Below are 14,237 nucleotides of genomic sequence, written 5' to 3'. Positions count from 1 at the left end.
CAGTCTGTGGAGGGGCCGCCGCGCCCGTTCACCCGGTGTTCAGCCGGATGGCGGACGCGGTTGGCACAACTCAGACCCGCGACCACCCCAAACGGTTGCGTGAGAGGCGCAAATCTTTTCGAGTGACCTGTGGGACGTCCGCGCCGCGCACCGGCTTCAGGAACAGAGCGTCGCCCCGAAGGCCAGGCCGCCGGTCGGCCGGGGCAGCCCGAGAGCGGCCGCGGTGAAGGTGGCCGAACCGGTGGCGGTGATGCCGGAGGCGGTGCCGCGGAAGGTCCACACGCGGCCGCTGTTCGCGTCCTCGCCGGGGGCGGCGACGGAGAGGTCGGCGCGGCCGTCGCGGTTCAGGTCGCGCAGCAGGAGCCCGCATCCGGAGGTGCCGCCGAAGCCGTCGCCGCGCTCGTTACCCCCGGGCACGCCCGCCGAGTCCTGGTGGAGGGCCCGGGCCCCGGTGGCGGTCAGGCCGGAGGGGGAGCCGGGCAGGACGGTGACGCTGCCCGCGTCGGCCACCGTGCCGACGTCCTCGCCGGGCACCCCGACCGCGAGGTCCGCGCGGCCGTCACCGGTGAGGTCCGCCGCCGCCAGGGCCGCCCCGAAGCGGTCGCCGGCCTCGTCGCTGCCGGGTACGCCCACCGTGTCCTGGGCGAGGTCCACCGGGGGCCGTGTGGCGGCCGGGCCCTGGGCGCTGCCGTACAGGACGCGCACGATGCCGCCGGCACGGGTGGGCAGCGGGTGCTCGGGCACCCACGGCTCCTCGGTGTCGTGGATGCCGAAGCCCGCGCCGCCGACGGCGACGTCCGCGCGGCCGTCCCCGTCGAAGTCGCCGACCGCCAGTGCCTCGCCCGTGGTCTCGCCGTACCAGGACGGCGCCCGGACGAGGCCGGCCTCGGTGCCGCGCAGATAGGCGGTGCCGCCGCCGTCGAGGCCGTTGTACGCCACGGCCGCGTCCGTCCTGCCGTCGCCGTCGATGTCGCCGACCGCGAGGCGGATGCGCCCGACGAAGTGCGGGATGCCGTCGTCGGTGACGGTGGTGAGGGCGGCCGGTGCCCGGCCGGGGGCGAACGGGCCGAGGGCGACGGAGAGGCCCCCGCTCTCGTCGCCCCGGTTGCCGGTGACGATGTCGAGCCGCCCGTCGCCGTTGACCTCCGCCGCGGCCAGGCCGGCGAAGCCCGTGCCCTTGTAGGCGCCCGAGCCGGGCAGGGACGTGCCGCGCGTGAAGCCGGAGGAGCCGCCCCACAGGATGGTGATGCGGCCGGTGTCCTCCAGGGCGGACGCGTTCTCGCCCGGTGCGACGACGATCAGGTCCGCGTACCCGTTCCTGTCGAGGTCGCCGCTGGCCAGGCGGGCCCCGAACCGGTCGCCGGTCTCGGAGGAACCGGGGATGCCCGCGGTGGACTGGCTCACGGTGCGGCGGGCGGAGGTGCGGGGGCCGGCGGCCGACCCGGGGACCACGGCGACGTACCCGGCGGCCGTCTTGCCGCCCGCGGTCCCTCCCGGCACGCCGATCGCCAGGTCGGGGTAGCCGTCGCCGTTGAAGTCGTACGGCTTGGCGGGCGTGGCGGCCACGGCCGTCTGGGAGGGCAGGGCGAGGCAGGCTGCCGTCGCGGTGAGGGCGAGGGCGAGGACGCGAACGCGCACGGTGGCTCCCATCGGTGCGGAACAGGTGCCTGTGTGACGGGCCGGTTGGACGAAAGGTTGTGTCCGGGTGCACTCGGGGCGAACACCCGCGCGGGGGGATGCCGGCGGGCCGGTCGCGCGGTTGGGCATACGGCCCGGTGAAGCCCTACCGTTCGGGGCGGAACGGATCCGAAGGGACGGAAGTGCCGATGGTTGTCAGGGCCGTACGGAATGCCGCGCGCGGGACCGCGCGCACCTCAGCGCGCACCTCAGCGAGTGCCGCGGTGGGCGCGGCGGTCGCGGGGTTGCTGACCCTCGCGGTGACGGGGTGCGGGCTGCTGACGACCGACTCCGGTTCGCCGGCCGCGCCGGCCGCGGCGAGCTCCCCCGCCGCCTCGTCCGCCGTGGGCGGCGTGCCGGTGAAGCCGGACCCCGCGGTGCTGGCCGCCCTGCCGGCCCGTCTGGAGGCGGACGGGACGACGATCACGGTGGGCGACCCGGCGGCGCCGAAGACCGTCCACATCTACGAGGACCCGCGCTGCCCGATCTGCAAGGCGTTCGAGACGGCCGCCGGGCCGCAGCTGGCGGCGCTGGCGAAGGCCGGTGAGGTCAAACTGCAGTACACCCTGGCCTCGTTCCTGGACGAGAACCTCAAGGGCAGCGGCTCGAAGAAGGCCGCGGGCGCCCTGCGCGCGTCCGTCGAGGCGGGTACCGGGGCCTTCGCGACCTACCACGAGCTGCTCTACGCCAACCAGCCGCAGGAGCAGGTGGACGGGTTCACCGACGCGTACCTGCTGGAGCTCGCCGGACGGGTGGAGGGGCTGCGCGGTGCGGCCTTCGACACGGCGGTGCGCAAGCAGTCGTACGGGGACTTCGTGACCGCCTCCGAGGAGGCCTTCGTCAAGAGCGGGGCCACGGGCACCCCGTACGTGAAGATCGACGGCACGGCGGTGTCTCAGGCCGACCTGCAGAAGCTGTTCGACCCCGCGTCCTTCGCCGCGCTGCTGCGGCAGTCCGGCATCGGCGGCTGAGGGCGCCGGGGAGCGGGAAGAGCGCAAGAACGCCGGTGGGCGCGTACGGGATCCGTACGCGCCCACCGGCGTTCCCAGGCCGGTCCGCGGACCGGCCTGCTCCACGTGCTACTTCGCGGGCTCCGGCTGCGGCTCGCTCGCCGTCTCCTGCTCGCCGTCGGGGTCGAGCGGGGTCCTGACCGAGTCCAGCAGCAGCTGGGAGACGTCGACGACCTGCAGCGACTCCTTGGCCTTGCCCTCGTTCTTCCTGCCGTTGACGGAGTCGGAGAGCATCACCAGGCAGAACGGGCAGGCGGTGGAGACGATGTCGGGGTTGAGGGACAGCGCCTCGTCCACGCGCTCGTTGTTGATGCGCTTGCCGATCCGCTCCTCCATCCACATGCGGGCGCCGCCGGCGCCGCAGCAGAAGCCGCGCTCCTTGTGGCGGTGCATCTCCTCGTTCCGCAGGCCCGGCACCTTGGCGATGATCTCGCGCGGCGGCGTGTAGACCTTGTTGTGGCGGCCCAGGTAGCAGGGGTCGTGGTAGGTGATGATGCCCTCGACCGGGGTGACGGGGACGAGCTTGCCCTCGTCGACCAGGTGCTGCAGCAGCTGGGTGTGGTGGATGACCTCGTACTCGCCGCCGAGCTGCGGATACTCGTTCGCCAGGGTGTTGAAGCAGTGCGGGCAGGTGGCGACGATCTTCTTCTGCGCCTTCGGCTTCCTGGTCGACTCGTCCTCGTCGTCCTCGCCGAAGGCCATGTTCAGCATGGCGACGTTCTCGGCGCCGAGCTGCTGGAAGAGGAACTCGTTGCCCAGGCGGCGGGCGGAGTCACCGGTGCAGTTCTCCTCGCCGCCCATGATCGCGAACTTGACGCCCGCGATGTTCAGCAGCTCGGCGAAAGCCTTGGTGGTCTTCTTGGCGCGGTCCTCCAGGGAGCCGGCGCAGCCGACCCAGTACAGGTACTCCACCTCGGTGAGGTCCTCGATGTCCTCGCCCACGACGGGGACCTCGAAGTCGACCTCCTTGACCCAGGCGAGCCGCTGCTTCTTGGGCAGGCCCCAGGGGTTGCCCTTCTTCTCCAGGTTCTTGAGCATCGTGCCCGCCTCGGACGGGAACGAGGACTCGATCATGACCTGGTAGCGGCGCATGTCGACGATGTGGTCGATGTGCTCGATGTCCACCGGGCACTGCTCGACGCAGGCGCCGCAGGTGGTGCAGGACCACAGGACGTCCGGGTCGATGACGCCGTTCTCCTCGGCGGTGCCGATCAGCGGGCGCTCGGCCTCCGCGAGGGCCGGCGCGGGGACGTCCTTGAGCTGCTCCTCGGAGGCCTTCTCCTCGCCCTCCACGGTCTTGCCGCCGCCGGCGAGCAGGTAAGGCGCCTTGGCGTGCGCGTGGTCGCGCAGCGACATGATCAGCAGCTTCGGGGAGAGCGGCTTGCCGGTGTTCCAGGCGGGGCACTGCGACTGGCAGCGGCCGCACTCGGTGCAGGTGGAGAAGTCGAGGATGCCCTTCCAGGAGAACTGCTCCACCTGGCTGACGCCGAAGACGTCGTCCTCGCCCGGGTCCTCGAAGTCGATCGGCTTGCCGCCGGAGGCCATGGGCAGCAGGGCGCCGAGCGCCACGGCGCCGTCGGCGTTCCGCTTGAACCAGATGTTCGGGAAGGCCAGGAAGCGGTGCCAGGCGACGCCCATGTCGGTCTTGAGGGCGACCGTGATCATCCAGATGAAGGAGGTCCCGATCTTGATCATCGCGGTCAGGTAGACCAGGTTCTGCAGCGTGCCGACGCTCAGCCCCTTGAAGGCCGCGACCAGCGGGTACGAGGCGAAGTAGGCGGCCTCGTAGCCGTGCACCTCCGCCAGGGCGCCCTCCAGGCCGCGCAGCGTCATGATCGCGAGGCCGATGATGAGGATGACGGACTCGACGAAGTAGGCCTGGCCGGTGTTGGAGCCCGCGAAGCGGGACTTGCGGCCCGCCCGGCCCGGCCGGGACAGCTGGCGGACCACGATGAGCGTGAGGATGCCGAGCGTGGTCATCAGGCCGATGAACTCGACGAACACCTCGTACGGCAGCCAGTGGCCGATGACCGGCAGCATCCAGTCGGCCTGGAAGAGCTGGCCGAAGGCGTTCACCAGGGTGAGCACGAGGGAGAAGAAGCCGACGGCGACGAACCAGTGGGCGACGCCGACGACGCCCCAGCGGTTCATCCGGGTGTGGCCGAGGAACTCCCGGACCACCGTGACGGTGCGTGCGCGCCAGTCGTCCGTACGGGTGTCCGCGGGGACGTCCTGGCCCAGTCGTACGAACCGGTAGATCTGGGCGATGGCGCGGCTGAACAGCGCAACGCCGACCACGGCGAGTACCAGCGACACGATGATCGCGGCGAGTTGCATGAGGGGGCTCCTCGGACCTGCGAGAGCGGAGGCTCGGGGCTGACGCCCGGCTGCCTACTAAGCAGTAACTTATTCGGTTCTCCTGAGACTACCCAGTATCGGCGCACGTGCGCAGCCGTGCCGCCGGTGATCTGTGTCGCTGAGGCGTGCCTTCCCTTGACGCCGGGGCGGTCCGGCGGCCGCGCGGTCGCTGGTCGTGGCCGTCCGTGCGCGGAGGGCTGACCCATAAGTTGAGTCGCCGCGACTCAGGTCTGTTGACAGCGTGAGAGCTGTGAGGCACCCTTGAGCCAGTTCCACTCAAGTAGGCAGCTGGAGGATTCCACCATGGCACGTGCGGTCGGCATCGACCTGGGCACGACTAACTCCGTCGTCAGCGTTCTCGAAGGCGGCGAGCCCACCGTCATCACCAACGCCGAGGGTGCCAGGACCACGCCGTCCGTCGTCGCCTTCGCCAAGAACGGCGAGGTGCTCGTCGGCGAGGTCGCCAAGCGCCAGGCCGTGACCAACGTCGACAGGACCGTCCGGTCGGTCAAGCGCCACATGGGCACCGACTGGAAGATCAACCTGGACGGCAAGGACTTCAACCCGCAGCAGATGAGCGCCTTCATCCTGCAGAAGCTGAAGCGGGACGCGGAGGCCTACCTCGGCGAGAAGGTCACCGACGCGGTCATCACGGTCCCGGCGTACTTCAACGACTCCGAGCGCCAGGCGACCAAGGAGGCCGGCGAAATCGCGGGCCTGAACGTCCTGCGCATCGTCAACGAGCCCACGGCCGCCGCCCTGGCGTACGGCCTGGACAAGGACGACCAGACCATCCTCGTCTTCGACCTCGGTGGCGGCACCTTCGACGTCTCGCTGCTGGAGATCGGCGACGGCGTCGTCGAGGTGAAGGCCACCAACGGCGACAACCACCTCGGTGGTGACGACTGGGACCAGCGCATCGTCGACTACCTGGTGAAGCAGTTCGCCTCGGGTCACGGCGTGGACCTGTCCAAGGACAAGATGGCGCTGCAGCGTCTGCGCGAGGCCGCCGAGAAGGCGAAGATCGAGCTGTCCTCGTCCACCGAGACCTCGATCAACCTGCCCTACATCACGGCCTCCGCCGAGGGCCCGCTGCACCTGGACGAGAAGCTCACCCGCGCCCAGTTCCAGCAGCTGTCCCAGGACCTGCTGGAGCGCTGCAAGATCCCGTTCCACAACGTGATCAAGGACGCGGGCATCCAGCTCTCCGAGATCGACCACGTCGTCCTCGTCGGCGGCTCGACCCGTATGCCCGCCGTCGCCGAGCTCGTCAAGGAGCTGACCGGCGGTCAGGACGCCAACAAGGGTGTCAACCCGGACGAGGTCGTGGCCATCGGCGCCGCCCTCCAGGCCGGTGTCCTCAAGGGCGAGGTCAAGGACGTCCTGCTCCTCGACGTCACCCCGCTGTCCCTCGGCATCGAGACCAAGGGCGGCATCATGACCAAGCTGATCGAGCGCAACACCACGATCCCGACCAAGCGCTCGGAGATCTTCACCACGGCCGAGGACAACCAGCCGTCGGTGCAGATCCAGGTCTACCAGGGCGAGCGCGAGATCGCGGCGTACAACAAGAAGCTCGGCATGTTCGAGCTGACCGGTCTGCCGCCGGCCCCGCGCGGCATCCCGCAGATCGAGGTCGCCTTCGACATCGACGCCAACGGCATCATGCACGTCTCCGCCAAGGACCTCGGTACCGGCAAGGAGCAGCGCATGACCGTCACCGGTGGCTCCGCGCTGCCGAAGGACGACATCGACCGCATGATGCGCGAGGCCGAGCAGTACGCGGAGGAGGACCACAAGCGCCGCGAGTCCGCCGAGACCCGCAACCAGGCCGAGCAGCTGGTCTACCAGACCGAGAAGTTCCTCAAGGACAACGAGGACAAGGTCCCCGGTGACGTCAAGACCGAGGTCGAGGCCGCCGTCGCGGACCTGAAGGAGAAGCTGAAGGGCGAGGACTCCGCCGCCATCCGCGAGGCGACCGAGAAGGTCGCCGCCACCTCGCAGAAGCTGGGCCAGGCGCTGTACGCCAACGCCCAGGCCGAGGGCGGCGCGGCCGGTGCGGCGGGCGGTGCCCAGCCCCAGGCCGACGACGACGTCGTCGACGCAGAGATCGTCGACGAGGACAAGAAGGACGGTGCCGCGTGACGGAGGAGACCCCGGGCTTCGAGCAGGAGCCTGACGTCCCCTCTGCCGAGGCCGGTTCCACCTCGCCGGGGGACTCCCCCGGCGAGGCGGGGCCCGGCGCCGGGTCCGCCGACCAGGCGGGCCCGGCGGCCCCGGCCGGGGACGCGAACGCCAACGTCGCTCTGCAGGCGCAGCTGGACCAGGTGCGCACGGCGCTCGGTGAGCGCACGGCGGACCTCCAGCGGCTCCAGGCGGAGTACCAGAACTACCGCCGCCGGGTGGAGCGGGACCGGATCGCGGTCCGCGAGATCGCGATCGCGAACCTGCTGACCGAGCTGCTCCCGGTGCTCGACGACATCGGCCGCGCCCGGGACCACAAGGAGCTGGTCGGCGGGTTCAAGTCGGTCGGCGAGTCCCTGGAGACGGTCGTCGCCAAGATGGGGCTGCAGCAGTTCGGCAAGGAGGGCGAGCCCTTCGACCCGCTGGTGCACGAGGCCCTGATGCACAGTTACTCGCCGGACGTCACGCAGACGACCTGCGTGCAGATCCTGCAGCCCGGGTATCGCATCGGTGAACGCACCATCCGCCCCGCGCGGGTGGCCGTCGCCGAGCCCCAGCCGGGCTCGCAGGGCACGCAGAAGAACGACGACACGGCGGACGAGGAGAACGGTGGCCCCGAACAGGGCTGACGTGGGTAGCGCACGGAAGGAGGGACGCCGGGGATGAGCATCAGCAGGGACTTGTTCGAGAAGGATCTCTACAAGGTCCTCGGCGTCCCGAAGGACGCCACCGAGGCGGAGATCAAGAAGGCGTACCGGAAGCTCGCCCGCGAGTTCCACCCGGACGCCAACAAGGGCGACGCCAAGGCCGAGGAGCGCTTCAAGGAGATCTCCGAGGCCAACGACGTCCTGTCGGACCCCAAGCGCCGCAAGGAGTACGACGAGGGCCGCGCCCTCTTCGGCAACGGCGGCTTCCGCACCGGCCCGGCCGGCCCGGGCGGGTTCGGCTTCGACCTCGGTGACCTCTTCGGCGGCGGCCCCGGCGGCACCACCACCCAGGGTGGCGGTTTCGGCGGCGGCCTCGGGGACGTGTTCGGCGGTCTGTTCAACCGCGGCGCCGGTACGACCCGTACGCAGCCGCGGCGCGGCCAGGACATCGAGACCGAGGTGACGCTGAAGTTCACCGAGGCGGTGGACGGCGCCACCGTACCGCTGAAGATGACCAGCCAGGCCCCCTGCAAGGCCTGCTCCGGCACCGGCGACAAGAACGGCACGCCCCGGGTGTGCCCCACCTGCGTCGGCACCGGCCAGGTCTCGCGCGGCGGCAGCGGCAGCTTCTCGCTCACCGACCCGTGCACGGACTGCAAGGGCCGCGGCCTGATCGCGCAGGACCCCTGCGAGGTCTGCAGCGGCAGCGGCCGGGCCCGTTCGGCGCGCACCATGCAGGTGCGCATCCCGGCGGGTGTCATCGACGGGCAGCGCATCCGGCTGCGCGGCAAGGGCGCGCCGGGCGAGCGCGGCGGCCCGGGCGGCGACCTGTACGTCACCGTGCACGTCGACGCGCACCCGGTGTTCGGACGCAAGGGCGACAACCTCACCGTCACCGTGCCCGTCACCTTCGTGGAGGCGGCGCTGGGCGGGGAGATCAAGGTGCCGACGCTCGGCGGTCCCGCCGTGACCCTCAAGCTGCCCCCCGGCACGCCCAACGGGCGTACGCTGCGGGCCCGCGGCAAGGGCGCGGTCCGCAAGGACGGCACCCGCGGGGACCTGCTGGTCACGATCGAGGTCGCGGTCCCGGCGACCACCGAGGGCAAGGCGCTGGACGCCCTGGAGGCCTACCGGGAGGCGACCGCGGACGACGACCCGCGGGCAGAGCTGTTCGATGCCGCGAAGGGAGTCTGAGCCGATGAACACGAGCGGCGGCATGCGTGGCGGTCGGGGCCGCAACCCGTACGAGCTGACCGACGAGTCCCCCGTCTACGTCATCTCGGTGGCGGCCCAGCTCTCCGGGCTGCACCCGCAGACCCTGCGCCAGTACGACCGCCTCGGCCTGGTCTCGCCCGACCGTACGGCCGGGCGAGGCCGCCGCTATTCGGCTCGTGACATCGAACTCCTGCGCGAGGTCCAGCGCCTCTCCCAGGACGAGGGCATCAACCTGGCCGGGATCAAGCGCATCATCGAACTGGAGAACCAGGTGGCGGCCCTGCAGTCGCGGGTCGCCGAGCTCTCCGCGGCCCTGGAGGGCGCGGCGGCCGCCATGCAGCAGCGTGAGGCCGCCGTCCACGCCTCGTACCGGCGTGACCTGGTGCCCTACCAGGACGTCCAGCAGACCTCCGCGCTGGTGGTGTGGCGGCCCAAGCGGCCGGAGTGACCGGCCGCCGCTCACGTGACGACACGGCCTAGGCCAGTAGGTCCGCGGGGCCGCGCGAGACGCGGTGCAGATGGCGCCCCGAGGCGACCATCGCCTCCAGCAGTCGGTGGCCCTCCGCGGCGGGGACGAGCCCCCCGGCGCACGCCTCCCGTACGAGGTCGAAGGTCTCCTTGGTGGTGATGCCCCGCCGGCGCGCGAAGTCGCGGGCCGAGCGGTCGTCGGTGATCCAGACCGAGCCCCGGAACTCACGGCGTCGGGTGATCAGCACGCACGTCTCGGCCTCGCCGAGGTGCTTGGTCGGCAGGTGGGACGAGCCGCCGAAGACCGCCCGGCGCAGCCGGTCGACCTCCCGCAGTTCGGCGCCGTCGCTGATCTCCACGGGCTCGCCGAGCCACCCGGCCTCCGCCAGTCCGGCCAGCCGCGGCAGGAACCGCGCGGAACGGCCCGCTTCCCAGGCCACGGCCTGGGTCCAGCGGCCGCGGCCGTCCAGCACCTTCTCCAGCAGGAGCAGCCGGTCGACGGCCGCGAAGTTGCACAGGACGGTGTTGTCGGGGAACCACCACGTGGTCATGGCTGGAAGACCGGATCCCCTTCTTCCGCGTCCTGTTGCTCGATGCCGTTGCCCGGGGGCGGTTCGGGCGCGAGGAGGTCGTGCAGCCGTTCCACGTCGGTGCCCAGCAGCGCGGCCAGCGGACGCAGGGTCGTCTCCCCCGCCAGGTAGGCCTTGTACAACTCCGAGGCGACACGGGGCGGGAAGCGCTCCGCCGAGGCCCGCGAGGCCTGCTTCTGGTAGTCGTCGCCGGCGCCCGCGAGCAGGTGGCAGGCCTCGGTGGTGAGGGCGCGCAGCTGTTTGCGGCGTGCCACGTCGATGAGTCCCAGCTGGTGCAGCCTGGCCGCCAGCGCGCTCGGCGACACCCGGAAGCGCACGACGAGCCGCTCGAAGCCGGCGTCCGAGAGCCCGCCCTCCGCCGTCGCGGCCTGCGTCAACTCCCGTGTGGGCATCAGCAGATGCGACGCGAAGACGTTGGCCCTGACCTCGGCCAGGTCCTTCTGCCGGCCGGGGGCGACCCGGGACTCCACGACCACGCTCCGCGCGTCCCGGGCGAGGATGTGGCAGAGCTCGTGGGCCAGGGTGAAGCGCTGCCGCGTCCACAGGTCGGTGGGCGCGAGGAGGACGAGGCGGAAGGAGCCGGCCTGCCACGCCAGGCCGTCCACACCCTGGGGAAGCCCGGTGATGGCGACGTCCACCCCGAAGCGGTCCTCCATCGCCGCGATCAGCTCGTCCGTGTCCGTCCCCGCGGCCGGCAGCAGCTCCAGCACCTCGGCCGCCAGCCGCTCGCCCTGCGCCGCGTACCGCTCCGGCGCCGGGTCGACCTCGGGCACGGCGGGCAACTCCTTTGTGCGGCCCAGCAGCTCCAGCACCTCGAAGGCGTCGGCGAACCGCGCCGCGACCTCCTGCGCCCCCACCGGGTCGGCGGTGGTGTCGCCCCGCGTACGGGCCGCGAGCGCGGGGCGCAGCGGCTCGTTGCCGGTCAGCAGCCAGTCCACGCTCGTGCCGCCCGCCTCCGCGATCAGCGCCAGGTCGAGCGAGGTGAAACGGCGGACCCCGCTCAGCGACTTCGACAGCTTGTCGGGCGTGAGCCCGACCGACCGGGCGAAGGCGGCCTGGGTCATCGCCGCCGCGTCCATCACGGTGCGTACGCGTTCGATGACGAACGGATCCATGTCTACAGAGTAGGGCGGGCCTTGCGATAATCGCAAGGCCCGCCCTTTTCCGCTTGTCCTAGGACCTCATGGCGTCCGGATCGCGTAGCCCCCGCCGGGCAGCGACTCCGTTCCGTCCGCGTACACGGCGCGCACCCAGTAGAAGTGGGTGGTGCCGCGGGCGGCGGTGGTGTCGGTCCAGGCGGTGGCGGTGACCGGCTCCGAGGTGAGGCTCTCGTAGCGGCCGGTGTCGCGGTCCCAGCGGTAGACGAGGTAACCGACGGCGTCGGCCACGTCCTCCCATCCCAGCCGCACGCCGTCGCCGACGCCGGCGGCTGTCAAGCGGACCGGGGAGCCCTCGGGGGTCTCCATGGACGGGGTGAGGTCGAGCTCCGTGAACTCCACCACATTGGCGTTGTGGTCCAGGAGGAAGAAGGAGTTGCCCGAGATGTCCTGGGCGTCGACGAAGTAGCAGCCCTTCTCGCCGTCGGGCAGCCGCTCGGCGAGGTACTCGGTGGTGCCCGGGCTCAGCCACTCGACCACGTGGACGTCGTAGCAGGCCCGCTCCTCCTCGTCCTCGTACAGCTCACCGCGGTAGACCGCGTAACGGGCCAGGTCCGGCTCGGTGTTGGGGTCCCAGTGCAGGCGCACCCCGTACTCGGTCGGCACGACGGTCAGGCCGGCGACCTTGGCCGGGGGCTCCTCGTCGCCGGGGAGGGTGACAGCGGCCTCGCCGGAGAGGGGTGACTCGAGCCCGTCGGCGGTCTGGGTGACGGCGTAGTGGTACGTCACGCCGCGCCGCAGGGATTCCTTGTCGGTGCAGCTGAACCGGGCGGTGTCCCCGCCGAGTTCGCCCTCCCCGCTGATGGCGCAGTCCAGGGCGGTCGCGGTGGACGGGTCCACCGGCGAGGTGGTCGAGCGGTACACCGTGTACGACCCGACGGCCTGCTCCCTGGGCAGGCTCCAGGTCACCTTGATGCCGATGATGCTCTCGGAGGAGACCGCTGCCACGTCGCGGGGCGCGTCCGGCCGGATCGCCAGCGGGGCCGCACTCGCGGCCGCCGACCTGCCGGAGAGGTTCGTGGCGGCGTCCATCGCGATGACCGTGTAGAAGTACTGCGTCCTGGTGGCGACCTTGGTGTCCGTGTACGACGGGGCGGCAACGGTGTCGAGGAGCGCCCACGGGCCGGCCGCCGACGTGCCCCGGTACACCTGGTACGCCGACGTGTCCGCGTTCGGGCTCCAGGTGAGCGCGTAGCCCCTGCCGTCGGCGGTCACCGCGGCCTTCAGGCCGGTCGGCGTGGCCGGGGCCTGTTCGTCGATCGACGTGACGGTGACCGCGGCCGACATCGCGGAGGCGTTGCCCGCCTTGTCGACCGAGGTGACCGCGTAGGAGTACTTCGCCCCCGTGGCGGCCGGCAGGTCGCGGTAGGACGGCGTGGTCACGAGCGCGCTGCCGCCGATCCGTGCCCAGGCGCCGGTGCCGGTGCGCCGGTAGACCCGGTAACCGGCCAGGTCCATCTCGGCGTTCCTGGTCCATGCGAGCGTGAAAGCGTGGCCGCTGGCCGGGGCCTTGAGGCCGGTGGGTGCCAGCGGCTTCGTCTTGTCCACCGACGCCGACGTGCGCGGCGCGTACGTGAACTTGACGTTGGCGCTGCCCTTGAAGGCGGCGAAGTCGACGCGGAGGGTGTGCCTGCCCTTGGGGACGGTGAGGTTGAGCGTCTTGCTCCGGGTGGTGGAGACGTCCTTCCAGAGGTCGATTTTGCGGGTGCCGTCGACGTAGACGCGGATGCCGTCGCGGGCGGCGGCGGTGAACGTGAAGGGGCCGCCGGAGCCGAAGTCGCGGGTCAGGCTCCAGCGGACGCCGAAGTTGTCCTTCGGCAGGGTGACGCCGGCGGGATCGCCGGTGCCGTAGTTCTCGTTGATCGAGGTGTCGCAGGCGGTCTTCTTCGGGGTGCCCTTGAACGTGGTGTTCGCGTAGTACGACGCGACCCACACCCCGGTGGAGCAGGTGGTCGCCGCGTGGGCGGCGCCGACCGGCAGCGCGAGGCCCGCGGCGGTCGTTGCGAGCGCGAGCGCGGTGGCGCGGGCGCGTATGGATTTGGTCAAAGATCCCTCCTTGAGGAGTGAGATCCTGGCAGGCCCCGAACACCCGTGCCAAGTCGGTTCGGTTGCTCGTGATCAGGCCGTGCCGTCCCGGTCCCGCGTCCGCCGAAGGGGTGGCCTCCCGTGGCGGGGCGGGCGTGTGGGGCGCGTGGTGGGGAAGACGGTCCCTATGCCGCACAAGGGCGTCGGAGCAGGGATCGTGGTGGGGCTGGCCGTGGGGATGGTGGCCGGTGCGATGCCGCTCGGGACGAACTGGGGCGCCGAGGGGCTGGACGTGGGGCTGGCGACCGTGGCGATGTGGGCCGGGCTGCGGCTGGCGGCGCGGCGCGAGGGGCCGTGGTGGATCGCCGGGCTCATGGCACTGGTCCTGGTGAGCGTGGGCGTGGCGGCGTACGGGGACGTGGGCGTGCCGCGGTACGCGGGCCTGGTGCCGGTCCCGGTGGTGGCGGCTCTGCTGGTGGTGGGCGGCGCCGGTTCCGTGTGGGCCCGGCGCCGGGGGATGGGCGTGGTGGGTGCGGCGGCCGGGGCCGGCGCGCTGGTGGCCGCCGTGTGGCTGCCGGTCTGGGCGGTGGCCGCGGTGTGGGCGGCGGCTCAGGCCGGTTCGACGTCACGGACCTCGCTGCCGACGAGGTAGTCCTCGGGCTGCAGCGGCATCCGTACGCGTTCGGGGCTGTCCCAGTAGCGGGCGTTGGCCGCGGCGAAGCCGTCCTCGCCGTCGTAGGCGATCAGCCAGACGAACTGGCTGTGCTCGCGGTCCACCCAGGCCAGGCCGATCTCGAAGCCGTGGGCCCGGCGCAGCGGCACGATCTCGGCGTGCCACAGGCCGAGCCAGGCGTCGAGCATCTCCGGCTTGATGGTGTACGTCCGCAGCTGTGTGGTCCTGGGCAA

General features: G+C 71.7%; 12 protein-coding genes. 6 read left to right on the top strand and 6 right to left on the bottom strand.

Features of this window, described 5'->3' with window-relative positions:
- Nucleotides 1-156: 156 nt before the first annotated feature.
- The gene (locus ABZ312_RS30250; protein ID WP_500439159.1) at nucleotides 157-1,638 is read right to left on the bottom strand and encodes an FG-GAP-like repeat-containing protein; all 1,482 of its coding nucleotides are present in this window, start codon (nucleotides 1,636-1,638) and stop codon (nucleotides 157-159) included.
- A 263-nt stretch (nucleotides 1,639-1,901) separates the two neighbouring features.
- On the opposite strand from ABZ312_RS30250, the gene ABZ312_RS30245 reads away from it, so the two are divergent.
- Nucleotides 1,902-2,648 carry a thioredoxin domain-containing protein gene (locus tag ABZ312_RS30245; RefSeq protein ID WP_500439158.1) on the top strand — a complete coding sequence of 249 codons (747 nt, stop codon included), beginning with the start codon at nucleotides 1,902-1,904 and terminating at the stop codon, nucleotides 2,646-2,648.
- Nucleotides 2,649-2,756: 108 nt separating this feature from the next.
- Here the strand turns inward: ABZ312_RS30245 and ABZ312_RS30240 are convergent, their stop codons facing one another.
- A complete protein-coding gene (locus ABZ312_RS30240) occupies nucleotides 2,757-5,024 on the bottom strand; it encodes a (Fe-S)-binding protein (RefSeq protein WP_500322543.1) in 2,268 nt (755 codons plus the stop codon).
- Nucleotides 5,025-5,348: 324 nt separating this feature from the next.
- Between ABZ312_RS30240 and dnaK the strand changes: the two genes are divergently transcribed.
- Genes dnaK through ABZ312_RS30220 form a run of 4 tightly spaced genes read left to right on the top strand, consistent with a single transcriptional unit; the run spans nucleotide 5,349 to nucleotide 9,539 of the window.
- Nucleotides 5,349-7,190, top strand: a complete 1,842-nt coding sequence (dnaK, locus tag ABZ312_RS30235; RefSeq protein ID WP_500322545.1) for a molecular chaperone DnaK — start codon at nucleotides 5,349-5,351, stop codon at nucleotides 7,188-7,190.
- Nucleotides 7,187-7,858 (top strand): nucleotide exchange factor GrpE, encoded by a 672-nt coding sequence (gene grpE / locus ABZ312_RS30230; protein ID WP_499512673.1) that lies wholly within the window; start codon nucleotides 7,187-7,189, stop codon nucleotides 7,856-7,858. Before dnaK ends, grpE begins: the two co-directional genes overlap by 4 nt.
- 33 nt (nucleotides 7,859-7,891) lie before the next feature.
- Complete coding sequence (gene dnaJ, locus ABZ312_RS30225) at nucleotides 7,892-9,070, top strand: molecular chaperone DnaJ (protein WP_500322547.1); 1,179 nt, start codon at nucleotides 7,892-7,894, stop codon at nucleotides 9,068-9,070.
- Nucleotides 9,071-9,074: 4 nt separating this feature from the next.
- Nucleotides 9,075-9,539, top strand: coding sequence for a heat shock protein transcriptional repressor HspR (locus ABZ312_RS30220; RefSeq protein WP_361789985.1), 465 nt, complete (start codon nucleotides 9,075-9,077; stop codon nucleotides 9,537-9,539).
- Nucleotides 9,540-9,567: 28 nt separating this feature from the next.
- Here ABZ312_RS30220 and ABZ312_RS30215 read toward each other — a convergent pair whose 3' ends face one another.
- The 3 genes from ABZ312_RS30215 to ABZ312_RS30205 form a co-directional block, all read right to left on the bottom strand.
- Complete coding sequence (locus ABZ312_RS30215; protein ID WP_500322549.1) at nucleotides 9,568-10,110, bottom strand: PIN domain-containing protein; 543 nt, start codon at nucleotides 10,108-10,110, stop codon at nucleotides 9,568-9,570.
- Nucleotides 10,107-11,264: an ImmA/IrrE family metallo-endopeptidase gene (locus tag ABZ312_RS30210; RefSeq protein WP_500322551.1), complete on the bottom strand. Its 1,158-nt coding sequence runs from the start codon at nucleotides 11,262-11,264 to the stop codon at nucleotides 10,107-10,109. The genes ABZ312_RS30215 and ABZ312_RS30210 overlap by 4 nt, the downstream gene beginning before the upstream one ends.
- Nucleotides 11,265-11,330: 66 nt before the next feature.
- Complete coding sequence (locus tag ABZ312_RS30205; RefSeq protein WP_500439157.1) at nucleotides 11,331-13,352, bottom strand: PA14 domain-containing protein; 2,022 nt, start codon at nucleotides 13,350-13,352, stop codon at nucleotides 11,331-11,333.
- 166 nt (nucleotides 13,353-13,518) lie between these two features.
- Between ABZ312_RS30205 and ABZ312_RS30200 the strand changes: the two genes are divergently transcribed.
- Nucleotides 13,519-13,983 carry a hypothetical protein gene (locus tag ABZ312_RS30200; RefSeq protein WP_500322554.1) on the top strand — a complete coding sequence of 155 codons (465 nt, stop codon included), beginning with the start codon at nucleotides 13,519-13,521 and terminating at the stop codon, nucleotides 13,981-13,983.
- Here the strand turns inward: ABZ312_RS30200 and ABZ312_RS30195 are convergent.
- Nucleotides 13,941-14,237 carry an NIPSNAP family protein gene (locus ABZ312_RS30195; RefSeq protein ID WP_500322555.1) on the bottom strand — a complete coding sequence of 99 codons (297 nt, stop codon included), beginning with the start codon at nucleotides 14,235-14,237 and terminating at the stop codon, nucleotides 13,941-13,943. The two genes, ABZ312_RS30200 and ABZ312_RS30195, sit on opposite strands and share 43 nt — an antisense overlap.

The organism is Streptomyces sp. NPDC006207, assembly GCF_040613835.1.
Classification (GTDB): Bacteria; Actinomycetota; Actinomycetes; order Streptomycetales; family Streptomycetaceae; genus Actinacidiphila.
The sequence above is the reverse complement of the archived record's forward strand: the minus strand, read 5'-3'. Positions and strand labels throughout refer to the sequence as shown.